This window comes from Enterobacter cloacae complex sp. ECC445, assembly GCF_021892025.1.
GTDB classification, from domain to species: domain Bacteria; phylum Pseudomonadota; class Gammaproteobacteria; order Enterobacterales; family Enterobacteriaceae; genus Enterobacter; species Enterobacter chengduensis.
On record NZ_JAKLRZ010000025.1, the window covers coordinates 35,946 to 59,003 of the forward strand.

Below are 23,058 nucleotides of genomic sequence, written 5' to 3' on the forward strand. Positions count from 1 at the left end.
CCTCTTCAGACAATGTCGTTCACGTTCAGCCAGCGGCCTTCCCGGTGCGAGAGCGCGATCGCGTCCAGCACGCGCGACACCTTCCAGCCCTCTTCGAAGTCCGGCCACATCGGCGCGTCGGCGGCAATCCCGTCTACCAGGTCGCGCACCTCCACCGTTTTTTGATCGTTAAAGCCAATCCCGTGGCCCGCGCCCATGCAGAACGCGGCGTAGTCCGGGTGCGACGGGCCAACGAGCAGCGTGCGAAACCCCTGACGGTTCACCGGGTCGTCATGCAGATAGAGCTTCAGCTCGGCCATGCGCTCCTGGGTGAAGCTGATGGCGCCTTTCGTGCCGGTGATGACGTACGACAGCCCCATCTTGCGGCCGCAGGCAACGCGGGAGGTTTCAATGACGCCCTGCGCCCCGCCCGCGAAGCGCACCATCGCGTGGGCCTGATCCTCGTTTTCGACGGCAACCATCTCCGACGATCCGGCCTTCGCCGGGCGCGCCGGGACCACGATCTTCAGATCGCCGCAGACCTGCTCGATATCCCCCACCAGGTACTGGGCCATATTGACGATATGCGCCGCGAGATCGCCCAGGGCCCCCAGCCCGGCGGTCTCCTTAAAGCAGTGCCAGTGAATGGGCGAAAGCGGGTCGGCCATATAGTCTTCGTTGTGGGTGCCGTAGAAGTGGATCACCTCGCCAATCTCGCCGCGCGCGATAATCTCCTTCGCCAGCTGCGCGGTCGGGTTCTTCATGTAGTTGAACCCCACCAGCGTTTTCACCCCGGCCCGCTTCGCGGCGTCGACCATCTCGCGCGCGTCGTGGGCGCTCAGCGCCAGCGGCTTCTCCGAGTAAACGTGCTTACCGTGGCGGATAGCCTCCAGCGCCATCTCTTTATGCAGGTGGTTGGGCGAGCAAATATCCACCACGTCAATGGCCGGGTCGGCCACCAGCGCCCGCCAGTCGCCGGTGGAGCGGTTGAAGCCAAACGCCTGCGCGGCGGCAATGGCCTGCTCCGTTTCCTGTGCCGAACTCATCACCACCTGGCGGATTTGCTTGCCGGTGGCCGGGTTGAAGATCGCCTGAACGCGCTGGCCTGAACCGGTGACACATTCGCCGTGAATAAAATTCGCTACCGTCTCCATCCTTAACCTCTCGCTGTTGATACGTGACTGTGACCTGAACGCTGTGTACTGAACACTATATATGAAACAAATATTCCATTTTAAGTTGAAATAAAATAAATGATGATTATTGTGATCAAGGATGGATTTTTATGTTAACAGCGAACAACACTGGCGCAGCGTGCGCTATTAAGGAATTTCGGGCGAGGAAATGACTGAAGCTTCTGTTTCATTTTTGCTGCCAGATGGATGGCCGACATTTAAAAGACGCGGTTTTGCGTTTAGAATCATATGACTGTATTTGGGGGATAAAATGACGACAGCAACCAGCCTGAACGAACTGCAGCAGCAAATCCGCGATCGCTACGATAGCCTGAGCAAGAGGCTGCAGCAGGTCTCCCGCTACGTGCTGGATAACACCAACAGCGTGGCCTTCGATACGGTTGCCGTGATTGCCGAGCGCGCCGACGTGCCGCCCTCGACGCTGATCCGCTTTGCTAACGCCTTCGACTTCACCGGCTTCAACGAAATGAAACAGCTGTTTCGCATGAACCTGGTAGAGGAGACCGCCAGCTACAGCGACCGCGCCCGTCTGTTCCGCGAGATGGAGAGCGAGGCCGTGCCGGAAACGCCGCTCGATATCCTGCAGGAGTTCGCCCGCTCGAACGCGCAGGCGCTGCAGCAGCTGGCCGCCCGCGCCGAGCCGGAAATGCTGGAGCGCGCGGTGCAGCTGCTGGCCGACGCCGACACCATCTACATCGCCGGACTGCGCCGCTCCTTTAGCGTCGCGGCCTACCTCACCTACGCCCTGAGCCACCTGGAGTGCCGCCCTATCCTGCTCGACGGCATGGGGGGGATGCTGCGCGAGCAGATCAGCCGCATTAAGGCGCGCGACATCGTGGTGTCGATCAGCTTCTCGCCGTACGCGGAAGAGACGGTGATGGTCAGCGAAACCGCCGCCAGCGTCGGCGCGCGGCAGATTGTGATTACGGACAGCCAGATCAGCCCGCTGGCGACGTTCAGCGATCTCTGCTTTGTGGTGAAAGAGGCGCAGGTGGACGCGTTTCGGTCCCAGTCGGCGACGCTGTGCCTGGTGCAGTCGCTGGTGGTGGCGCTGGCGTATCGGTTGGGGAGCGGGGAAGTGAGGCAATAAAAAACCCCCTGCGCAGGCAGAGGGTTTGGGTGTTAATTCCGAGGGAGATTATTCCCACTCAATCGTAGCCGGTGGCTTACCGCTGATGTCATATACGACTCGCGATATCCCATTGACCTCATTGATTATTCTATTGGAAACACGGCCTAAGAAGTCATACGGCAGGTGCGCCCAGTGCGCGGTCATGAAGTCGATGGTTTCTACCGCACGCAGGGAAACAACCCAGTCGTACTTGCGGCCATCGCCCATGACGCCGACGGAGCGAACCGGCAGGAACACGGTGAACGCCTGGCTTACCTTGTTGTACAGGTCAGCTTTGTGCAGCTCTTCGATGAAGATCGCGTCTGCGCGACGCAGCAGGTCGCAGTACTCTTTCTTCACTTCGCCCAGCACGCGCACGCCGAGACCCGGGCCCGGGAACGGGTGACGGTAGAGCATGTCGTACGGCAGACCCAGTTCCAGACCGATCTTGCGCACTTCGTCTTTGAACAGCTCGCGCAGCGGTTCAACCAGACCCATCTTCATCTCTTTCGGCAGGCCGCCCACGTTGTGGTGAGATTTGATGACGTGCGCTTTACCGGTGGCGGAGGCCGCAGACTCGATCACGTCAGGATAGATGGTGCCCTGCGCCAGCCACTTCACGTCTTCCAGCTTCAGCGCTTCTTCGTCGAACACTTCCACGAACACGCGGCCGATGATCTTACGCTTCGCTTCCGGATCGTTCTCGCCTTTCAGCGCGTCCAGGAAGCGCTGCTCGCCTTCCACGTGAACGATGTTCAGACCGAAGTGGTCACCGAACATGTCCATCACCTGCTGGGCTTCGTTCAGACGCAGCAGACCGTTATCCACGAAGACGCAGGTCAGGTTTTTGCCGATGGCGCGGTGCAGCAGCATCGCGGTCACGGAGGAGTCCACGCCGCCGGAAAGGCCGAGGATCACCTTGTCATCACCAACCTGCTGGCGGATACGCTCCACGGCGTCGTCGATGATTTTTGCCGGGGTCCACAGGGCTTCACACTGGCAGATGTCGCGCACGAAGCGCTCCAGCATGCGCATACCCTGACGGGTGTGGGTCACTTCCGGGTGGAACTGCACGCCGTAGAAGCGCTTTTCTTCGTTCGCCATGATGGCAAACGGGCAGCTTTCGGTGCTGGCAACGGTCACAAAGTCAGATGGGATGGCGGTGACCTTGTCGCCGTGGCTCATCCACACGTCCAGCAGCGGTTTGCCGTCAGCGGTCAGGGAGTCTTCGATACCGCGTACCAGCGCGCTGTCGGTGACGACTTCTACCTGCGCATAGCCGAACTCGCGCTCGTTAGAGCCTTCTACGTGGCCGCCCAGCTGCATGGCCATGGTCTGCATACCGTAGCAAACGCCGAATACCGGCACGCCCGCTTCGAACACGTACTGCGGCGCGCGCGGGCTGTTCTCTTCGGTGGTGCTTTCCGGGCCGCCGGACAGGATGATGCCGCTTGGATTGAATTCGCGAATCTGTGCTTCCGTGACATCCCACGCCCACAGCTCACAGTAAACGCCCAGTTCACGTACGCGACGCGCCACCAGCTGAGTGTACTGCGAACCGAAGTCCAGGATGAGAATGCGATGTTTATGAATGTTTTCCGTCATTGACGCTAATTCCGAGGCAAGTGAAACAGATTAAATAAATCGCCCGACACAAGGTCGGGCGAAGAAAATCAGGAGCCCAAACGATAGTTCGGAGACTCTTTGGTGATCGTCACGTCGTGAACGTGGCTCTCCTGGATACCCGCACCGCTGATGCGTACGAATTCCGCTTTGGTACGCAGCAGGTCGATGGTACCACAGCCGGTCAGACCCATACAGGAGCGCAGGCCGCCCATCTGCTGGTGAATGATCTCTTTCAGGCGGCCTTTATAGGCAACGCGGCCTTCGATACCTTCCGGCACCAGCTTGTCGGCGGCGTTATCGGTCTGGAAGTAACGGTCAGAGGAACCTTTGGACATCGCGCCCAGGGAGCCCATGCCGCGGTAAGATTTGTAAGAGCGGCCCTGGTAGAGCTCGATCTCACCCGGGGATTCTTCGGTACCGGCCAGCATGGAGCCTACCATTACGGCAGCGGCGCCCGCGGCGATCGCTTTGGCGATGTCGCCAGAGAAGCGGATACCGCCGTCGGCGATAACCGGAATACCGGTCCCTTCCAGCGCTTCAACCGCGTCAGACACGGCGGTGATCTGCGGAACGCCCACGCCGGTGACGATACGGGTGGTACAGATAGAGCCAGGACCGATACCCACTTTCACCGCGCTGCAGCCGGCGTCAGCCAGCGCGCGAGCGCCTGCGCCCGTCGCCACGTTGCCGCCGATGATCTGCAGGTCAGGGTATTTGGCACGGGTGTCGCGAATACGCTGCAGAACGCCTTCGGAGTGGCCGTGAGAGGAGTCAATCAGCAGGACGTCAACGCCTGCGGCAACCAGCGCGTCAACGCGCTCTTCGTTACCGGCACCTGCGCCAACCGCCGCGCCAACGCGCAGACGGCCATGCTCGTCTTTACAGGCGTTCGGTTTACGCTCTGCTTTCTGGAAATCTTTAACGGTGATCATGCCGCGCAGGTGGAAGCTGCTGTCAACGACCAGCGCTTTTTCAACGCGTTTTTCGTGCATTTTTGCCAGCACCACGTCGCGGGTTTCACCTTCGCGAACGGTAACCAGACGCTCTTTTGGCGTCATGTACACGCTGACGGGCTGGTTCAGGTCAGTCACGAAGCGCACGTCACGGCCGGTGATAATGCCGACCAGCTCGTTCTCTTCGGTCACCACCGGGTAACCGGCGAAGCCGTTACGCTCGGTCAGCGCTTTCACTTCGTGCAGGGTGGTGGTTGGCAGAACGGTCTGTGGATCGGACACGATGCCGGATTCATGCTTCTTCACGCGGCGAACTTCTTCCGCCTGACGCTCGATGGACATGTTTTTGTGGATAAAGCCAATGCCGCCTTCCTGTGCCAGGGCGATTGCCAGGCGCGCTTCGGTCACGGTGTCCATTGCCGCGGAGAGCATAGGAATGTTCAGGCGAATGGTTTTCGTCAACTGCGTGCTGAGGTCGGCAGTATTCGGCAGAACGGTGGAGTGAGCGGGAACGAGGAGGACGTCGTCAAACGTCAGTGCTTCTTTAGCGATACGTAGCATGGGCAATATCTCTGACCTGGGTGGTTAAATATTGCCGTGGCATTATACAGAGCGTAACCGATTGCATCTACACTTTTTTGAAAAAAATGCTTGCGATTGCCTCTCAGCAGGTTACTATCGACTGAATAACTTGCTGATTTAGAATTTGATCCCGCTCACATGTTATCCTCTCAATCCCCCTCAATTTATACCGTCAGCCGCCTTAACCAGACGGTGCGTTTGCTGCTTGAGCAGGAAATGGGGCAGGTCTGGATCAGCGGTGAGATCTCTAACTTCACGCAGCCCTCTTCCGGCCACTGGTACTTTACGCTAAAAGACGATACCGCCCAGGTGCGCTGCGCAATGTTCCGCAACAGCAACCGCCGCGTGACGTTCCGCCCGCAGCATGGCCAGCAGGTTCTGGTGCGCGCCAATATCACCCTGTACGAGCCGCGCGGTGATTATCAGATCATCGTCGAAAGCATGCAGCCGGCGGGCGAAGGGCTGCTGCAGCAGAAGTACGAACAGTTAAAGGCGAAGCTCTCGGATGAGGGGCTTTTCGACCAGCAGTACAAAAAGCCGTTACCCTCGCCTGCCCACTGCGTGGGCGTCATCACCTCAAAAACCGGAGCGGCACTGCACGATATTCTGCACGTCCTGAAGCGTCGCGACCCTTCCCTGCCCGTGATCATCTACCCGACCGCCGTGCAGGGCGACGATGCGCCGGGCCAGATTGTGCGCGCCATTGAGCTGGCGAACGCCCGTCAGGAGTGCGACGTCCTTATCGTCGGGCGCGGCGGCGGCTCGCTGGAAGATCTCTGGAGCTTTAACGACGAGCGCGTGGCGCGGGCAATCTTTGCCAGCCTTATCCCCGTCGTGAGCGCCGTCGGGCACGAAACGGACGTGACGATAGCCGATTTTGTGGCGGATCTGCGCGCGCCTACGCCGTCCGCGGCGGCGGAAGTGGTCAGCCGTAACCAGCTGGAGCTGCTGCGTCAGATTCAGAACGGCCAGCAGCGTCTTGAGATGGCGATGGACTACTTCCTTGCCAACCGTACCCGCCGCTTTACCCAGCTGCACCATCGTCTGCAGCAGCAGCACCCGCAGCTGCGCCTGGCGCGTCAGCAGACCGTGCTGGAGCGTCTGCGCCAGCGCATGAACTCCGCGCTGGACAACCAGCTTAAGCGCGCGGTATCGCGCCAGCAGCGCGTGACCCAGCGCCTGAACCAGCAGAACCCGCAGCCGAAAATTTATCGCGCGCAAACGCGGATTCAGCAGCTGGAGTATCGTCTGGCGGAGACTATTCGCGCGCGCCTGAGCACCACCCGCGAACGTTTTGGCAATGCGGTGACCCATCTTGAAGCGGTGAGCCCCCTCTCCACCCTGGCGCGCGGCTACAGCGTGACGACGGCGACGGACGGCAAGGTGCTGAAGCAAACCAAACAGGTGAATACTGGCGATGTGCTGACGACGCGTCTTTCAGACGGCTGGGTAGAAAGCGAAGTGAAATCAATTAAGCCGGTAAAAAAGACCCGCCAGCGTAAAACCGGATAATTCTTCGCCGGTTACTTACTATACTGCTGCTATTCCCTTTTTTAATAAGGAGAGCAGCATGACCCATCTTTATAGCGTTATTCCCCCGTATATTCTGCGTCGTATTATCGAAACGGGTTCCGAGCCGCAGCAGCGCTGTGCCCGCCAGACCTTAACCCATGTCCAGACGCTGATGGCCCATATGCCCGGCAAACCCGCCGCGCCGCACGTGAATAAAGCCGGACAGCTGGAGCGCGATATTTACGACGCGAAGCAGACCCAGGAGCTGCCGGGTACCCAGGTGCGTTACGAAGGCCAGCCGTCGAATGGCGATGTGGCGGTCGATGAAGCCTACGATTATTTAGGGGTTACCCACGATTTCTTCTGGAAAGAATATCAGCGCGATTCGCTCGATAATAAAGGGCTTATTTTAACCGGCACCGTGCACTACGGCCGGGAATATCAGAACGCCTTCTGGAACGGTCAGCAGATGGTATTCGGCGACGGCGACGGGGAAATATTTAACCGCTTTACCATCGCTATCGACGTGGTGGCGCACGAGCTCAGTCACGGAGTGACCGAGACCGAGGCCGGACTGATCTATTTTGAACAGTCGGGCGCGCTAAACGAGTCTCTCTCTGACGTGTTTGGCTCGCTGGTGAAACAGTATCATCTCAAGCAAACCGCCGATAAGGCGGACTGGCTCATTGGCGAAGGGCTGCTGGCGAAAGGGATCAACGGCAAAGGGCTGCGCTCCATGTCTGAACCGGGCACCGCCTACGACGATCCTCTGCTCGGCAAAGATCCGCAGCCTGCGCACATGAAGGATTTCATTAAAACGCGCGAAGATAACGGCGGCGTACATCTGAACTCCGGCATCCCCAACCGGGCATTTTATCTGGCCGCGACGGCGATCGGCGGCTACGCCTGGGAAAAAGCGGGTTATGCCTGGTACGACACGGTTTGCGATCGCAATCTGGCGCAGGATGCGGATTTTGAGGCCTTCGCAAAACTAACGGTAGCGCACGGAGAAAAACGCTCCGGCGGCGACGTTGGGGCTGCCATTAAACAAGCCTGGGAACGGGTGGGAGTGCTGTAAATGCAGGTTCCGGAACTGACGGATGACGCCGTGGTTGAGCTGGCTCGGGAAGGCGGCGTCGCTTTTATTCCTAAGCTGAGCGGCCAGCGCACCATCGCGCTCGCCTCGCTCAATGATGCCCAGCGCCAGCGCCTGGTGAGCATCCTGGAGCAGGCTTTTCCGCGCGGTCAGCCGCCCGGGCAAGCCTCTTCACCCGGCAGCGGTGACCAGCGCTATTTCCGCATCCAGATTATCTGGACCGGGCAAAATCAGGCGCACTACGCCGATATCATCGTGCTGGTACCTGAGCAGGAAGCCCCCGAGTCTCTGGTCGAGCTGTGGCAGAAAGGCGAAGGCTGTGTGTGCGATTAACGCTCTGCCGGAACAAACTCCACGCGCTTTTTAGAGATTAAGCCGTGGCCGTTCTGGCAGAAATAGTCCACCGCCCCGCAGGCTTTTAAAACCTGGAGCGGCTGATGGCACTCCGGGCAGCGGGCTTCAAGCGCAATATCCTTATTACAGCTCTCGCAGTGCGCTATCCCATTCTGCGGCTCCAGCGGTGTCTGGCAATCCGGGCAGGTAATCGTCATGGTGACTCCTTAAAAGCATTGTGGTCTGCAATAATTTTACCACGTCGCGGTCAGTGCGGGCCACGCAGCTGCTGCTGTAACGTCAGCAGCAGTTCCACTTCCGCTATTCTGCGGCGCGTCGTGCGGCTCACCTCGTGCGGATCCCGTTCAAAGAGGCTGTTGGCGCCCAGAATATGCTTTGCAAGACAGTGCTCGTAGATCGTGCCGGGAATGTTCCAGCGTTGACGCGTGTCGCCATTTATCAGCTCAAGCACATCTTCCGCGCCGTGCCGGTCGTAACTGATGGCCCGCCCGTCGCGCAAATAGAGCCGTAAGCCTTTTTGCCCGCCCGCGGGTCCAGCGTATTTATTAAGCCAGATATCCACCGGCACGCCGCTGATGCGGCCCTGCAGATGCGCCTCGCCTTCCGCCGTGGTCAGGTCGCCTTTTGCGATAGCGCAACCCAGGCGGTCTTTAGCCGTGACGACCCGCAGCGTCATATCGTCATTGCCGCCCAGGTAGCGCACGGTTTCTCGCAGCATCGCCAGCACGTGCGTACCGATATCCAGGATCACGCCGTCAGGGTGGCAAAGCGTTCGGGTATCCGGCTCGCCGGTGGCAAAGTTAAGCGCGATGGGTTCTCCTGCGGCGTTATATCCGCTCGGCTCCTGCAAAAAGCCGTCGATTTTGACGATGTCAGAGACGCCACCAACCAGCGACCGCTTCACCGTTTCGATGCGCGCCATCCAGTGATCGAGGGCCAGCACGCGGGATGCAACGTCGGGGTCAGCCAGCAGCGCGTTGAGCTTTTCGATTTGGGGAAGCGTGGCGACGATCGGTTTTTCAATCACAATCCGCGGAACGGCAGAGGCTATGGCCTGTTCCAGCACCTCAAGGTGATGCAGCGATGTGGTGGTAATAAAGAGAGTATCAAGCGGTACGGCGAGAAGTTCCGTAAGCGAAGCGCAGCGCGTGATGCCTTCAGGCTGCCTGGTGGGGAGAACATCAAATCCAAAACAATGAACCGCGTGACCAAAAAGGTGACGCAACGCGGGCAGATACGCGGTATCCACGACCGCACCAAGACCAACAAATCCTAACTGCATAATATTTTCACCTCAGGGAATAACGTGCCGGGGCATAACGCCAGCCCCGGCACACTGAGGTTTATGAGGCGTTAGCTGCCGGTTTAGTCTGCGCATTTTCCAGCATGCGGCGCACCGGAACAATGAGAACGATCAGCACCGCGGCACAAATCAGCAGCGCGATGGAGCAGCGCGCAAAGAGGTCCGGCAGCATATCCAGCTGGTCGGCCTTCACGTGGCCGCCAATCAGCCCCGCCGCCAGGTTACCCAGCGCGCTGGCGCAGAACCACAGCCCCATCATCTGGCCGCGCATTCTCTCCGGCGCCAGCAGCGTCATGGTCGCCAGGCCAATCGGGCTGAGACACAGTTCGCCAAGCGTCAGCATCAGGATGCTCCCCACCAGCCAGAACGGCGACACGCCCGCCCCACCGCTGCTCAGCACGTTCTGCGCCGCCAGCATCATCAGGCCAAAGCCCGCCGCCGCGCACAGAATACCGATAACAAACTTGGTGATGCTGCTCGGGCGAATGTTCTTCGTCGCGAGCTTCGGCCACGCCCAGCTGAACACCGGAGCCAGCAGGATGATGAACAGCGCGTTAATCGACTGGAACCACACCGCCGGGATTTCAAAATCACCGATCGTGCGGTTAGTGTAGTCGTTGGCAAACAGGTTGAACGAGGTTGGCTTCTGTTCAAACGCGGACCAGAAGAACGCCGCGGAGATCAGCAGAATGAAGCAGACCAGCAGTCTGGCGCGTTCTTTACGATTCAGGCCAGCAAAAACAAACAGATAGATAAAGTAGAGGGCAACGGACGCCGCAATCACGTAGACCAGCACGCTGGCTACCGCGACCGGGTTAATCACAATCACGCCCTGCGCAATCAGCGTCACGATTGTTGCCACGCCTGCCGCCAGCGCCAGCAGCCAGACGCCCACGCCGTTACGCTTCACCACCGGGCTATTCCAGGTGGAGTCGAGGCCGACTTCGCCGTCATAGCGCTTCATCGCCGGAACGGCAAACACGCGGAAGATAATCAGCGCCACCAGCATTCCGATACCGCCAATGCCAAAGCCCCAGTGCCAGCCGTGGGTTTTAATCAGCCAGCCGGAAATCAGCGGCGCGATGAACGACCCCATGTTGATGCCCATATAGAACAGCGAGAAACCGCCGTCGCGACGCGCGTCGCCTTTTTTATACAGGGTACCCACCATGACCGAGATACAGGTCTTGAACAGCCCGGAGCCGAGCACGATAAACATCAGGCCGATAAAGAACAGGTTGTTTCCCATCACCGCCGAGAGCGCAATCGACAGGTGACCGAGCGCAATCAGAATCGAACCGTACCAAACGGCTCTCTGCTGGCCGAGCCAGTTATCCGCCAGCCAGCCGCCCGGCAGCGCGGCCAGGTACATGGTACCGGCAAAGATACCGACAATCGCCGAGGCGTTTTCACGCGCCAGGCCCATCCCGCCGTCATAGACGGTGGCGGCCATAAACAGGATCAGTAGCGGGCGAATGCCGTAAAACGAGAAACGCTCCCACATCTCGGTGAAAAACAGCGAACCGAGCGGATACGGATGGCCGAAGAACGTTCGGCTCTCTTTTTGATTAACAGAGGATTGCATATTTCTCCCGAAAGGTATGTGTCGTGCTTGTAAACACCAGCAGGTACGCCGGCCAGTTACGTATCTGGCCGATTTTTTACATGCGGCGAAAAATTAGTTAACCATTTGATAACCCGGCGTCAGGTTTGTCTAGTACCGGACCCTGGACTTTAAGATGAAAATTCGACGATTGTCTACTTTCTTAGATTTAAACTTGGTTAAAAGTGAATAGTGATTGACATCACACCGGGAAAACCGGCGGTATGATTGGGCAAAAAAAAGCCCGCGATAATCGCGGGCTTTCGTGAGACAGGAAAAGCTTATTTGCTTTTCTTAATGTGCTTAATCAGGCGCTTACGCTTACGCATCTGGTTTGGCGTCAGGGTGTTGCGCTTGTTAGCGAACGGGTTTTCCCCTTCCTTGAACTGGATGCGGATAGGCGTGCCCATCACGTCCAGCGATTTACGGAAGTAGTTCATCAGGTAGCGCTTGTAGGAATCCGGCAGGTCTTTCACCTGGTTGCCGTGGATCACCACGATTGGCGGGTTATAACCACCGGCGTGGGCGTATTTCAGCTTCACGCGACGGCCGCGCACCAGCGGCGGCTGATGGTCTTCTGCAGCCATGTTCATGATGCGGGTCAGCATGGCGGTGCTCTGACGACGGGTGGAACTGTCGTAAGCTTCACGCACGGATTCAAACAGGTTACCCACGCCGCTGCCGTGCAGCGCGGAGATAAAGTGCACGCGCGCAAAGTCGATAAAGCCCAGACGGAAGTCGAGGGTCTCTTTCACCTGCTCGCGCACTTCGTTGCTCAGGCCATCCCATTTGTTGACCACAATAACCAGTGAGCGCCCACTATTGAGGATAAAGCCGAGCAGAGAGAGGTCCTGATCGGAGATCCCTTCGCGTGCGTCGATAACCAGCAGCACCACGTTAGCATCTTCGATCGCCTGCAGGGTTTTGATAACGGAGAATTTTTCCACCACATCGGTGATTTTCCCGCGCTTACGCACCCCGGCGGTGTCGATGAGGACATACTCACGCTCATCGCGCTGCATTGGGATGTAGATACTGTCGCGGGTGGTGCCCGGCATGTCATACACGACCACGCGCTCTTCACCCAGAATACGGTTAGTAAGCGTAGACTTACCAACGTTTGGACGACCCACGATGGCCAGCTTGATCGGCAGATCCTGCGGGTTGAAGTCGTCTTCAGGCTCTTCTTCGCCCTCTTCTCCGTCTTCGAACTGCGCCCAGTATTCAGCGTCTTCGTCCACCTCTTCCGGCGGGTTCACTTCGTCAACCCACGGCAGCAAAACGGTTTCCAGCAGGCTGGTGACGCCACGGCCATGCGATGCCGCGATAGGATAAATGTCACCCAGGCCCAGAGACCAGAAATCCGCGACGGCCTGATCGGCATCGATGCCGTCGGTTTTGTTCGCCACCAGGAAGGTTGGCTTTTCGCGTGAGCGCAGGTGTTTAGCAATAGCGGAGTCAGCCGGCATCAGGCCAGCGCGCGCATCCACCATGAAGAGCACCACGTCCGCTTCTTCAATCGCCAGCAGCGACTGTTCCGCCATGCGGGTTTCCACGCCGTCTTCTGTGCCGTCAATACCGCCGGTATCAATACAGATGAACTCGCGTCCTTCCACCTCTGCACGACCGTACTTACGGTCACGCGTCAGCCCCGGGAAATCCGCAACCAGCGCATCACGGGTGCGTGTTAAACGGTTAAAAAGAGTGGATTTTCCAACGTTAGGGCGCCCGACAAGCGCGACCACAGGTACCATGTTTGAAGCCTCATAAAATTCAAAATAACGTCGCTTTCGCGGCGTTTTTAAAAATGTCAAAACGGCTCCTGAGTGAACAGGAGCCGTTTAGTATACTACAACCGCCGGGTAATTAACGCGTGATCGCGTACAGCGTGCCGTCTTTTGCCTGAATCAGCAGTTTGCCGTCGGCCACAACCGGATCGGTCAGGAAACCGGAGCTGTCGACTTTTTGCTGTGCCACGAAGCGGCCATTCTCCGGATCGATCCAGTGCATATACCCTTCGCTGTCGCCTACCACCAGGCTACCGTTGTACAGCGCCGGAGCGGTCAGCAGGCGGTGCAGCAGATCGCTTTGCGTCCACAGCGTCACGCCGCCTTCGGTGCTCAGCGCCAGCAGACGGTCGTTCTGGTCAACCATATAGATACGGTTACCTTCCACGACGAAATCATTCACCGAGCCCAGCTCACGTTTCCACATGATCTGGCCGCTGCGCAGATCCAGCGCGGTCAGGTTGCCGTTATAGGCCAGCGCGTAAACCACACCGTTAACGATGACCGGCGTGGTGTCGACGTCGCTCAGACGATCGATTTCCGTTGAGCCAGTGGCCTGGGAGATACGCTGCTGCCAGATCATCTGGCCCTGCTGCATCAGCACGGCGCTCACGCGACCGTTGTCACCGCCCACGATGGCTGCACCAAACGCGGTAGCCGGCGCGGATTCGCCGCGCAGGGAAAGCGCAGGCATATCCAGGTTAACGGTCCATTTTACCAGACCGTCGGCTTCGTTCAGCGCCTGCAGCTGGCCGTTGCTGGTGTGAATCAGCACCAGGCCGTCGCTCACCACCGGACGAGACAGGGATTCACCCGCCACGGTTGTTTGCCAGGCAATGGAGCCGTCGCTGCTGTTCAGCGCATAAACCTGCGCTTTTTCGCTGCCTACATAGACATGACCACCGGCAACGGTCAGACCGCCCGACAGCAGTGCAGGCTTACGAGAGAACCAGCCGTCTTTTTCCGCCAGGTTAACGGACCATACTTCTTTCCCGTCATCGGCGTTCACCGCTTTCACAATACCTTTGCGGTCAGCGGCATAAACAACGCTGTCTGCATACGCCGGATGAAGGTTGGAATAGAAATCACCAATCCCATTGCCCACGGAGACATCCCACGCGGTGGAGGGGGTAAACTGGTTTTCAACCGTTGGCAGCGGGGACATTTTCACAACGTCTTCTTCGCCACTGAACAGTGAACAACCACTCAATAACGTAACAGAAAGCAGTCCTGGCAGAAGTAATTTACGCAATTGCATCGGGTCCCTCTCAGACGGACAAATTATTTATTTTCATCTGCATCATTTCGCTCAGCGCAGGTGAGGCATTGCTCTCTACGCCAGCTTGCCACGCTTTACGCGCGCCCGCTTTGTCACCTTTGCTCAGCAGTGCTTCACCGCGCAGATCGGCAACGATAGCAGCAAAACCTTCGCCTTTGATGGTATCGAGCGTTTTCAGCGCATCGTCAGCTTTTTTCTGCTGAACCTGAATACGAGCCAGGCGCAGATTGATCACCGCTTTAAGGTTATCATCGCTGGCCGCAGCAAGGCTCTGAGAGAGCTGAGCAGCGGCTTTATCCAGTTCGTTCTTGTCAACGTACTGCTGAGCCACTTCCAGCGCAGCCAGCGCGCCGTAGGTGTTTTTGTTGTCAGCCGCAAATTTCTCTGCCGCCGTCAGCGTTTGCGGCCGATCGGCACGAATCGCGCTCACGGTATTTTCATAGGACAGGGACGCGCCGCGCGCGGAATCCGCCTGATGATTGTTCCAGTAACGCCAGCCTACCAGCGCACCGACACCTAAAATAACCCCAACAACCAGCGCTTTGCCGTTCTCAACAAAGAAGCGTTTAATCGCGTCGACCTGATCGTGTTCGTTCTCGTAAATTTCCACGCAGTCCTTCTCCTTAGCCCAATAGAGTGCGCAAGTGCGCCGCAACGCCGTCCTGCGTTACCGTTGTCTGCTCACCAGAGCGCAGGTCTTTCACCACCACTTCGCCGTTAGCCACTTCGGACTCACCCAGCACCAGTGCGATACTTGCGCCCCACTTATCGGCACGAGCAAACTGTTTTTTAAAGTTGCCGCCGCCATGGTTGGTCATCAGCTTAACGCCCGGCAGCGCATCGCGCACGCGTTCGGCAAGCTGCATCGCCGCAGACTGCGTTTCCGCGCCTGAGGCCACCAGGTATATATCGACAACGGAATCTGCTTTAAATTCCGGATTAACTGCCTGAACCAGCAAAACAAGTCGCTCAAGGCCCATCGCGAAGCCAACAGCAGGCGCAGCGCGACCGCCAAGTTGCTCTACCAGACCATCGTAACGGCCGCCCGCGCACACGGTGCCCTGAGAGCCGAGGCTGCTCGTCACCCACTCAAACACGGTACGGTTGTAGTAGTCCAGACCGCGCACCAGGCGCTGGTTCACGGTGTAGGCGATGCCCGCCGCTTCAAGCAGCTTGCACAGGCCCGCAAAGTGTTCGCGAGACTCGTCGTCCAGGTAGTCACCCAACGCAGGCGCATCGTTCAGCAGAGCCTGAACTTCTGCGTTCTTGGAATCCAGAACGCGCAGCGGGTTGCTGTACATGCGACGCTTACAGTCTTCGTCCAGCTTCTCTTTGTGCTGTTCCAGGAACGCCACCAGCGCATCGCGATAGTTAGCACGCGCTTCCAGAGAGCCGATAGAGTTCAGCTCCAGGGAAACGTGATCGGCGATACCGAGGGCGCGCCACCAGCGGGCGGTCAGCATAATCAGCTCGGCATCAATGTCCGGGCCCTGCAGGCCAAAGACTTCCACACCCAGCTGGTTGAACTGGCGATAACGCCCTTTCTGAGGACGTTCGTGGCGGAACATCGGGCCGATATACCACAGGCGCTGCTCCTGATTGTACAGAAGACCATGTTCGATGCCGGCGCGTACGCAGCCCGCCGTACCTTCCGGGCGCAGGGTCAGGCTATCGCCGTTGCGGTCCTCGAAGGTATACATCTCTTTTTCAACCACGTCGGTGACTTCGCCGATCGCGCGTTTGAATAACGGGGTCTGCTCTACAATCGGCAAACGAATTTCGCTGTAACCGTAGCTGCCGAGCACCTGCTTCAGCGTGCCTTCAATGCGCTGCCAGATGGCGGTTTCGCCAGGCAGATAATCGTTCATGCCGCGGATGGCTTGAATGTTTTTTGCCACGTTTATTCTCTTTCTATATACAAAAAAAACCCAAAGAATGGGTTCAATCATACATGGGAAGCTCACGGCTTCCCATCACGTTATTTTTCAACCTGCTGAACGCTGATACGCTGCGTCTCGTCCATCATCGCGGCTTTGGCGCGGATGCGGGCCTCAAGCTGGTCGATCATGTCGCTATTATCCAGACGATCTTTACGAACGCCATCTTCATAGAGACCACTTTTCTTGTTACCGCCGGTGACGCCCAGCGTTGACACCAGTGCTTCACCCGGACCATTGACCACGCAGCCGATGATGGAGACGTCCATCGGGGTGATAATGTCTTCCAGACGCTGCTCCAGGGCATTCACCGTACCGATCACGTCAAACTCCTGACGCGAGCAGGTTGGGCAGGCAATAAAGTTGATCCCGCGCGCGCGAATACGCAGTGACTTCAGGATATCGAAACCGACCTTGATCTCTTCGACCGGATCGGCCGCCAGCGAAACGCGCAGGGTGTCGCCGATCCCTTCAGAGAGCAGCAGCCCCAGACCGATCGCGGATTTTACGGAACCGCTGCGCAGGCCGCCCGCTTCGGTGATCCCGAGGTGCAGCGGCTGGTCGATCTGTTTTGCCAGCAGGCGATAAGATTCAACCGCGAGAAATACGTCTGACGCTTTTACGCTGACCTTAAACTGGTCAAAGTTAAGACGATCCAGATGATCGACGTGACGCATAGCAGATTCAAGCAGCGCCTGTGGCGTTGGCTCGCCGTACTTTTCCTGCAGATCCTTTTCCAGAGAACCGGCGTTAACGCCGATACGGATTGGAATATTCTTGTCGCGGGCGCAGTCCACTACCATGCGGATACGCTCTTCGTTACCGATATTGCCCGGGTTAATGCGCAGGCAATCGACGCCGTATTCGGCCACTTTCAGTGCGATGCGGTAGTCGAAGTGGATATCAGCCACCAGCGGAACGCTGACCTGCTGTTTAATCAGTTTGAACGCCTCAGCGGCATCCATGGTCGGGACGGAGACGCGAACAATGTCCGCGCCCACACGTTCTAATGCTTTGATTTGATTAACCGTCGCTTCCACGTCCGTGGTGCGCGTGTTGGTCATCGACTGAACGGCGATAGGTGCACCATCGCCGATTGGCACATTCCCAACGTAAATCCGTTTCGATTTTCTACGTTGAATCGGAGCCTGGTTATGCATGAAAAATCTCCCGCGTTGCCCGTCTGTTACTGTGCTGCTGATTGTTCGGCATTAACGGTAAGACGTGCAACCTGGTTAGTTCTGATAAAGCGGCTCAGGTCGACAGGTTTTCCTTGATACTGGATCTGTACCGCTGCCGGAGCGCCGATTTTAAGTTTATAAGGAGCCTGACCGGTTAGGTTTAACGTGCCATCTTTACGCTGCAGGCCGCTGAACAGCTTTTTACCCGTCGCGTCAGTCACTTCCAGCCAGCAGTCGGCGCTGAAGTTCATCACCAGCGCGTTAGGATCGGCGGCTGTTGTCGCCGTGCCTGCCGGGCTGGTTGGCAGAGATGCGGCGGTATTGTCTGCAGGCTGGGTAGCCGCAGACGCGTTCGCCGCCGTATCCACATTCGCCTGAGAAGGAGAAACCACCGCGTTTTGATCCTGAGCCTGAGGCGCAGCGGTGTTAGCCGCTGCTGTCGGGGCCTGCGCTGCGCCGGTTGCCGACGCGTCTGGCGCGGCGGTCTGTGGCTCGCTGGAGGACGCTGCGCCCTCGGTATTCAGCGGCACGCTCTGGGCGTTATCATTCCCGGCCTGGTTGAGCTCGGCGGAGGATTGATCGGCCATAGTGGTGATCTCTTCCTGCTGCGCCTTATGGTTTTGCCACCACCACGCGCCGGTCAGGCCGATTACGACAAACAGCACCAGCCAGGTAAAGCTCATCAGCCAGCCATCACGTTTTTTACGACGTTTCCCCAGGGAGAAGGTCTGCATCGGCGCAACTTTTGCTGCACGGACCGGGGCCTGCTTCTCCATCATTGGCAGTAATTCGTTTTCGGGGATGTGAACCAGTTTTGCGTAAGAGCGGATATAACCGCGCAGAAATGTTGAAGCCAGATCGGCAGGTGCCTTATCTTCTTCAATATCGCGAACCGTGGAAACCTTCAGGCACAAGCGTTCCGCAACGGCTTGCTGGCTGAGTCCGAGTTGTTCACGGGCGTTGCGAAGACGAACGCCAGTGGAGAGTGCTTCATGTTGGTCGTGAGTGGCTTCAGTATTCATTCGCTACAACTACTGGTACGTGAAAAAAAGGGTTCAGGCGCCGGTGAGTCACAATGCCACCCGCACCGCGAAACTTCTGGTCAGTTAGCCTTGAACAGAGAGTATAAGACTGTCAGCCCGGAGATGACAGCACAGCCCGTACGGCTAAACTGTTGTTACGTCGTTACATACTGCCCGAAAGTCGGATGAAACGCACCGTAATTATTGATCAGTCATCACGAATCTGACTGATTATTCAGTAAGGTTATGCAACACGGCGCAAATAATGCGCCGTGAGTGCATAAGAATCAAACAGCTTTAACCGCGATCGTCTCGCCCTGCATGCGCTTACGCAGAGTACGCTTGGTACGGTCAATGACGTCACCCGCCAGCTGACCGCATGCGGCATCAATATCATCACCACGGGTTTTACGCACGATGGTGGTGAAACCATACTCCATCAGCACCTTCGAGAAGCGGTCGATACGGCTGTTTGAGCTACGGCCATACGGCGCGCCCGGGAACGGGTTCCATGGGATCAGGTTGATTTTGCACGGCGTATCTTTCAGCAGTTCAGCCAACTGGTGCGCATGCTCGGTGCCGTCGTTGACGTGGTCAAGCATCACGTACTCAATGGTGACGCGACCCTGGTTGGCGTTGGATTTCTCCAGATAGCGGCGCACGGCAGCGAGGAAGGTTTCGATATTGTACTTTTTGTTGATCGGCACAATTTCGTCACGAATTTCGTCGTTTGGCGCGTGCAGGGAGATCGCCAGCGCGACGTCAATCATGTCGCCAAGCTTGTCCAGCGCAGGCACAACGCCCGACGTCGACAGCGTGACGCGACGCTTGGACAGACCAAAGCCAAAGTCATCCAGCATGATTTCCATCGCCGGAACGACGTTGGTCAGGTTCAGCAGCGGCTCGCCCATCCCCATCATCACCACGTTGGTGATAGGACGCGTGCCGGTCACTTTTGCCGCACCGACGATTTTCGCGGCGCGCCAGACCTGGCCGATAATTTCGGATACGCGCAGGTTACGGTTAAAGCCCTGCTGCGCGGTTGAGCAGAATTTGCACTCCAGCGCACAGCCAACCTGAGAGGAGACGCACAGCGTGGCGCGGTCCTCTTCCGGAATGTAGACGGTTTCAACGCGCTGATCGCCTACGGCAATCGCCCATTTGATGGTGCCATCTGCGGAGCGCTGCTCTTCCACCACTTCCGGCGCGCGGATTTCAGCCACTTCTTTGAGCTTATTGCGCAGGACCTTATTGATGTCAGTCATGTCATCAAAATTGTCGCTGCAGTAATGGTACATCCACTTCATGACCTGATCGGCACGAAACGGCTTTTCGCCCATTTCTTTAAAGAACTCGCGCATCTGCTGACGGTTCAGATCCAGCAGGTTGATTTTTCCATTTTTATTGGGAACCGCAGGAATGGCGACTTCGGAGGTATTCACTAATTCAGACATAATATTTACCGGCCTCGTTGTTACACGTTATGGCCCATGGAGGGTTGAATAGAAACGCCCCGGAAAGCGGTCTGCTCGTCCGGGGCGTTGCATTGTACAAAGTCTGACGCAGGGATGCCACGTCTGGACGCGGCATTTACGAAAATAATGTGTAAACGAAACCGTTAAATTAACGGGTACGTGGACACACTTCGCCTTCTGCGAAGAAGAAAGCGATTTCGCGTGCAGCAGATTCAACGGAGTCAGAACCGTGGGTGCCGTTCTCGGTGAAGCTGTCCGCGTAGTCAGCGCGCAGGGTACCGGCCAGCGCGTTGTCCGGGTTGGTTGCACCCAGCAGGTCGCGGTGACGCTGGACTGCGTTTTCGCCTTCCAGCACGGATACCACGATTGGACCGGAGGTCATGAACTCAACCAGGCCGTCAAAGAATGGGCGACCTTCGTGCTCAGCGTAGAAGCCGCGAGCCTGCTCAACGGTCAGGTGCAGCATTTTGGTGCCAACAATTTTGAACCCTGCTGATTCAAAGCGCGCGAAGATGCTGCCAATAACGTTTTTTGCCACCGCGTTTGGCTTGATGATGGAAAAAGTACGTTCAATAGCCATGATAACCTCTGTCAATGTTCTGTTGTTTTGCATACCTGAGTATGGTGTGGCGCGGATTATAATGAGCAATAGCGCCATTGCCTATGGATTCAGGTAACATTTTTTTAAAATAAGACGAGTTTTAGCAACAGCTCACATCCAAAAGCTGTTTTCAGATCACTGCAGCGTAAAGTTCACCGTCGCGACCTGCCCGGTCTCATCCATTACGAGTAACTGATAATCGCCCGATTTATCAAGCGGTAATGTGTAAACGCTTCCCTTCACACTCAGCGGCTCACCGTTCAAAAACCACCAGCGCTCACCGCTGTTGCCGGTCGCCTGAAGCGGCAGTGAAACGCGGAATTCGCCCGGCAGACGTTTGATGACGGCCCCTTCGCGAACCCCGCTCAGGATGAGTGGCGCAGGTGCGTCCTGCGAGAGAGGAGGACAGGTTGATGAAGAAGGCGGAACCCGTACCGAACGGCGCTCGGTTGCGGGCAGCCACGGCTCCAGCGGCAGCGGCCAGACATCGAGGATTTTCTCCGCGGCATCCGGGCAATCTGCCGCAACGCGCTTGCCCGTTTTATCCAGCCAGACCGGGAAGCGAATGCCGCGAATCCCTTCCTCTTCCGGTAAAAGCAGCGTAGGCGGCTCACTTCCTTCCAGCAGCCAGGTCGACAGGCGACGGCGACAGTTTTCGCTGCCTTCCGGCAGGGACTGGCCGCCCGGCCAGCAGATCGCACCCCGCCCGACGCTCTCTGGACGCGGATCGCGCGGCAGGCGGGCTTCGTCTAATGTCGAGCGAGACTGAAGCAGGTTATTCACCTGGTTTAACAGCGGAACCGCGCTGGCGAAACCAAACTGCCCCGCCACGGGCGTGCCGTCCGGTCGTCCGGTCCAGATGCCAATGACGTAACGAGCATTCAGGCCTATGGCCCAGGCATCACGGTAGCCGTAGCTGGTACCGGTTTTCCACGCCAGCGGCGCAACCTGCGGTAGCGCATTATCCGGCAGCGGCTGCGCCTCGTTGGCCAGAATACGGCGAATAATCCACGCCGAGCCCGGCGATAACAGAGGCCGTTCAATGAGCGGATCGCCCGGCTGCAACCGCAGCCTACCCGCCTTACCGTGTCGGGCAAAGGCGCTGTAGGCAGCGGCGATATCGGCCAGCCGCGCGCCTGCCCCGCCGAGGATCAGAGACAGATTCGGCTGCGCCCCCGCGGGCAGGATCAGCGGCAAGCCTGCGTTGCTCAGCATACCGGCAAAACGTTTTGGCCCGTAGGCTTCCAGCACCTGCACCGCCGGCAGGTTGAGGGAGCGTACCAGCGCTTCACTCATGCTGACCGGCCCGTGGAAGCCGCTGTCGAAATTTCCGGGGCGATAATCACCGGTTTTTCGTGGAACGTCCTGAAGCAGCGAGGCAGGATGGATCAGGCCATCGTCCAGCGCCATGCCGTAGATAAAGGGCTTTAGCACCGATCCCGGCGATCGGATCGCATTGACCATATCCACATGGCTAAAACGCGTATCATCGTTGATATCCACCGACCCCACCCAGCCGCGCACTTTCATATCGGTGTGATCCACGACGATCATTGCCAGCGAGCTGCGCGCCGGCAGACGCGATTTCCAGTTCATCGCCAGCTCTTCCAGCTGCCGCTGCAGTCCGGCATCCAGCGTGGTGACGATTTTCGTGTCGCGGCTTTTACCGAGCATCATGCGTGCAAAAAGCGGCGCCAGCTGCGGCATCTGCCGGGGAGCCAGCCATACCGATTCCTCGCGGGACTCTTTAACCTGCTTTGCGGACCAGACACCCTGCGTCGCCATACGCTCGAGCACTTTATTGCGCGCCGCTTCGGCACGCTCAGGCCAGCGGTCCGGACGTAAGCGGCTGGGTGCCTGGGGCAGTACCGCCAGCAGCGCCGCCTCGGAATAGCTAAGCTGCGACGGCGGCTTGCCCAGGTACGTCCAGCTTGCCGCCCCCACGCCCTGCAGCGTACCGCCAAAGGGCGCGCGGTTGAGATAGAGCGTGAGGATTTCGCGTTTAGAAAGGTGCCACTCCAGCTGCATCGCCCGCCAGAGCTGACGAATTTTGCCGCCAAAGGTGCGCGGGTGGGGATCCAGCAGTCGCGCGACCTGCATGGTGAGCGTGCTGCCGCCAGAGACCACTTTCCCGGAGCTGAGATCCTGCCAGGCGGCGCGCAGGACAGAGAGCGGGTTGACGCCGGGGTGATCCCAGAACCAGCGATCTTCGTACTGGATCAGCGCCTCAAGATAGCGGGGAGAGACTTCTTCAATGGTAACCGGGTAGCGCCAGATGCCCTCTGCGTCGGCAAAACGCCACAGCGGTGTGCCCTTCTCATCCACCACCACCCGGGCAGGGTTAACCTCTTTCAGCGGCAACGGCCACAGGCGGTCGGCGGCAACAATCAGCCCCCATAAAACGAGAAGCGCTCCCGCCAGCCACAGCCAGCGGGAGCGTGTCAGACGTGCCATTCGCATA

General features: G+C 58.0%; 19 protein-coding genes. 4 read left to right on the top strand and 15 right to left on the bottom strand.

Annotated features, from left to right (window positions below):
• Window positions 1-5: 5 nt before the first annotated feature.
• Complete coding sequence (locus L6R44_RS18265) at window positions 6-1,133, bottom strand: Gfo/Idh/MocA family protein (RefSeq protein ID WP_442876513.1); 1,128 nt, start codon at window positions 1,131-1,133, stop codon at window positions 6-8.
• 292 nt (window positions 1,134-1,425) lie between these two features.
• On the opposite strand from L6R44_RS18265, the gene L6R44_RS18270 reads away from it, so the two are divergent.
• Window positions 1,426-2,265, top strand: a complete 840-nt coding sequence (locus L6R44_RS18270; RefSeq protein WP_237425015.1) for a MurR/RpiR family transcriptional regulator — start codon at window positions 1,426-1,428, stop codon at window positions 2,263-2,265.
• Between the two features lie 48 nt (window positions 2,266-2,313).
• On the opposite strand, the gene guaA is transcribed toward L6R44_RS18270, so the two are convergent.
• Window positions 2,314-3,891: a glutamine-hydrolyzing GMP synthase gene (gene guaA / locus L6R44_RS18275; protein WP_006811514.1), complete on the bottom strand. Its 1,578-nt coding sequence runs from the start codon at window positions 3,889-3,891 to the stop codon at window positions 2,314-2,316.
• Between the two features lie 68 nt (window positions 3,892-3,959).
• Window positions 3,960-5,426 (bottom strand): IMP dehydrogenase, encoded by a 1,467-nt coding sequence (guaB, locus tag L6R44_RS18280; RefSeq protein WP_023333022.1) that lies wholly within the window; start codon window positions 5,424-5,426, stop codon window positions 3,960-3,962.
• A 159-nt stretch (window positions 5,427-5,585) separates the two neighbouring features.
• Here guaB and xseA point away from each other — a divergent pair, with 159 nt between their 5' ends.
• The 3 genes from xseA to L6R44_RS18295 are packed head-to-tail and all read left to right on the top strand — an operon-like array spanning window position 5,586 to window position 8,388.
• Window positions 5,586-6,959, top strand: a complete 1,374-nt coding sequence (xseA, locus tag L6R44_RS18285) for an exodeoxyribonuclease VII large subunit (RefSeq protein WP_237425016.1) — start codon at window positions 5,586-5,588, stop codon at window positions 6,957-6,959.
• 58 nt (window positions 6,960-7,017) lie between these two features.
• Window positions 7,018-8,037, top strand: a complete 1,020-nt coding sequence (locus L6R44_RS18290; protein ID WP_237425017.1) for a M4 family metallopeptidase — start codon at window positions 7,018-7,020, stop codon at window positions 8,035-8,037.
• Window positions 8,038-8,388, top strand: a complete 351-nt coding sequence (locus tag L6R44_RS18295) for a protealysin inhibitor emfourin (protein ID WP_032643600.1) — start codon at window positions 8,038-8,040, stop codon at window positions 8,386-8,388. It abuts the gene before it with no gap.
• Here the strand turns inward: L6R44_RS18295 and L6R44_RS18300 are convergent.
• From L6R44_RS18300 to pbpC, 12 genes are all read right to left on the bottom strand, one after another.
• Window positions 8,385-8,606: a zinc ribbon domain-containing protein gene (locus L6R44_RS18300; RefSeq protein WP_237425018.1), complete on the bottom strand. Its 222-nt coding sequence runs from the start codon at window positions 8,604-8,606 to the stop codon at window positions 8,385-8,387. The two genes, L6R44_RS18295 and L6R44_RS18300, sit on opposite strands and share 4 nt — an antisense overlap.
• Before the next feature lie 50 nt (window positions 8,607-8,656).
• Window positions 8,657-9,691 carry an oxidoreductase gene (locus L6R44_RS18305; protein ID WP_237425019.1) on the bottom strand — a complete coding sequence of 345 codons (1,035 nt, stop codon included), beginning with the start codon at window positions 9,689-9,691 and terminating at the stop codon, window positions 8,657-8,659.
• 61 nt (window positions 9,692-9,752) lie between these two features.
• The gene (locus L6R44_RS18310; protein WP_237425020.1) at window positions 9,753-11,297 is read right to left on the bottom strand and encodes a peptide MFS transporter; all 1,545 of its coding nucleotides are present in this window, start codon (window positions 11,295-11,297) and stop codon (window positions 9,753-9,755) included.
• A 299-nt stretch (window positions 11,298-11,596) separates the two neighbouring features.
• On the bottom strand, window positions 11,597-13,069 hold the full coding sequence (gene der / locus L6R44_RS18315; protein WP_032643714.1) for a ribosome biogenesis GTPase Der: 1,473 nt from the start codon (window positions 13,067-13,069) through the stop codon (window positions 11,597-11,599).
• 112 nt (window positions 13,070-13,181) lie between these two features.
• Complete coding sequence (bamB, locus tag L6R44_RS18320; RefSeq protein ID WP_032643606.1) at window positions 13,182-14,360, bottom strand: outer membrane protein assembly factor BamB; 1,179 nt, start codon at window positions 14,358-14,360, stop codon at window positions 13,182-13,184.
• A 10-nt stretch (window positions 14,361-14,370) separates the two neighbouring features.
• Entirely contained in the window at window positions 14,371-14,991 is a 621-nt protein-coding gene (locus tag L6R44_RS18325) for a YfgM family protein (RefSeq protein WP_237425021.1), read from the bottom strand.
• A gap of 13 nt (window positions 14,992-15,004) precedes the next feature.
• Window positions 15,005-16,279 carry a histidine--tRNA ligase gene (gene hisS / locus L6R44_RS18330; protein ID WP_237425022.1) on the bottom strand — a complete coding sequence of 425 codons (1,275 nt, stop codon included), beginning with the start codon at window positions 16,277-16,279 and terminating at the stop codon, window positions 15,005-15,007.
• Between the two features lie 80 nt (window positions 16,280-16,359).
• On the bottom strand, window positions 16,360-17,478 hold the full coding sequence (ispG, locus tag L6R44_RS18335; protein WP_023308814.1) for a flavodoxin-dependent (E)-4-hydroxy-3-methylbut-2-enyl-diphosphate synthase: 1,119 nt from the start codon (window positions 17,476-17,478) through the stop codon (window positions 16,360-16,362).
• 26 nt (window positions 17,479-17,504) lie between these two features.
• A complete protein-coding gene (gene rodZ / locus L6R44_RS18340) occupies window positions 17,505-18,521 on the bottom strand; it encodes a cytoskeleton protein RodZ (RefSeq protein WP_237425023.1) in 1,017 nt (338 codons plus the stop codon).
• A 287-nt stretch (window positions 18,522-18,808) separates the two neighbouring features.
• On the bottom strand, window positions 18,809-19,975 hold the full coding sequence (locus L6R44_RS18345) for a bifunctional tRNA (adenosine(37)-C2)-methyltransferase TrmG/ribosomal RNA large subunit methyltransferase RlmN (RefSeq protein ID WP_014171168.1): 1,167 nt from the start codon (window positions 19,973-19,975) through the stop codon (window positions 18,809-18,811).
• A 169-nt stretch (window positions 19,976-20,144) separates the two neighbouring features.
• Window positions 20,145-20,576 (bottom strand): nucleoside-diphosphate kinase, encoded by a 432-nt coding sequence (gene ndk, locus L6R44_RS18350; protein WP_003860625.1) that lies wholly within the window; start codon window positions 20,574-20,576, stop codon window positions 20,145-20,147.
• A 156-nt stretch (window positions 20,577-20,732) separates the two neighbouring features.
• A complete protein-coding gene (gene pbpC / locus L6R44_RS18355; protein ID WP_237425024.1) occupies window positions 20,733-23,057 on the bottom strand; it encodes a peptidoglycan glycosyltransferase PbpC in 2,325 nt (774 codons plus the stop codon).
• Window position 23,058: the final 1 nt, after the last annotated feature.

Excerpts from the sequence above, each read along its gene's own strand:
- bamB (WP_032643606.1), bottom strand. The coding sequence starts at position 14,360 with ATGCAATTGCGTAAATTACTTCTGCCAGGACTGCTTTCTGTTACGTTA.
- guaB (WP_023333022.1), bottom strand. The coding sequence starts at position 5,426 with ATGCTACGTATCGCTAAAGAAGCACTGACGTTTGACGACGTCCTCCTC.
- L6R44_RS18265 (WP_442876513.1), bottom strand. The coding sequence starts at position 1,133 with ATGGAGACGGTAGCGAATTTTATTCACGGCGAATGTGTCACCGGTTCA.
- pbpC (WP_237425024.1), bottom strand. The coding sequence starts at position 23,057 with ATGCGAATGGCACGTCTGACACGCTCCCGCTGGCTGTGGCTGGCGGGA.
- L6R44_RS18270 (WP_237425015.1), top strand. The coding sequence starts at position 1,426 with ATGACGACAGCAACCAGCCTGAACGAACTGCAGCAGCAAATCCGCGAT.
- L6R44_RS18295 (WP_032643600.1), top strand. The coding sequence starts at position 8,038 with ATGCAGGTTCCGGAACTGACGGATGACGCCGTGGTTGAGCTGGCTCGG.
- L6R44_RS18290 (WP_237425017.1), top strand. The coding sequence starts at position 7,018 with ATGACCCATCTTTATAGCGTTATTCCCCCGTATATTCTGCGTCGTATT.
- L6R44_RS18310 (WP_237425020.1), bottom strand. The coding sequence starts at position 11,297 with ATGCAATCCTCTGTTAATCAAAAAGAGAGCCGAACGTTCTTCGGCCAT.
- L6R44_RS18305 (WP_237425019.1), bottom strand. The coding sequence starts at position 9,691 with ATGCAGTTAGGATTTGTTGGTCTTGGTGCGGTCGTGGATACCGCGTAT.
- ndk (WP_003860625.1), bottom strand. The coding sequence starts at position 20,576 with ATGGCTATTGAACGTACTTTTTCCATCATCAAGCCAAACGCGGTGGCA.
- L6R44_RS18300 (WP_237425018.1), bottom strand. The coding sequence starts at position 8,606 with ATGACGATTACCTGCCCGGATTGCCAGACACCGCTGGAGCCGCAGAAT.
- rodZ (WP_237425023.1), bottom strand. The coding sequence starts at position 18,521 with ATGAATACTGAAGCCACTCACGACCAACATGAAGCACTCTCCACTGGC.
- ispG (WP_023308814.1), bottom strand. The coding sequence starts at position 17,478 with ATGCATAACCAGGCTCCGATTCAACGTAGAAAATCGAAACGGATTTAC.
- der (WP_032643714.1), bottom strand. The coding sequence starts at position 13,069 with ATGGTACCTGTGGTCGCGCTTGTCGGGCGCCCTAACGTTGGAAAATCC.
- L6R44_RS18345 (WP_014171168.1), bottom strand. The coding sequence starts at position 19,975 with ATGTCTGAATTAGTGAATACCTCCGAAGTCGCCATTCCTGCGGTTCCC.
- guaA (WP_006811514.1), bottom strand. The coding sequence starts at position 3,891 with ATGACGGAAAACATTCATAAACATCGCATTCTCATCCTGGACTTCGGT.
- xseA (WP_237425016.1), top strand. The coding sequence starts at position 5,586 with ATGTTATCCTCTCAATCCCCCTCAATTTATACCGTCAGCCGCCTTAAC.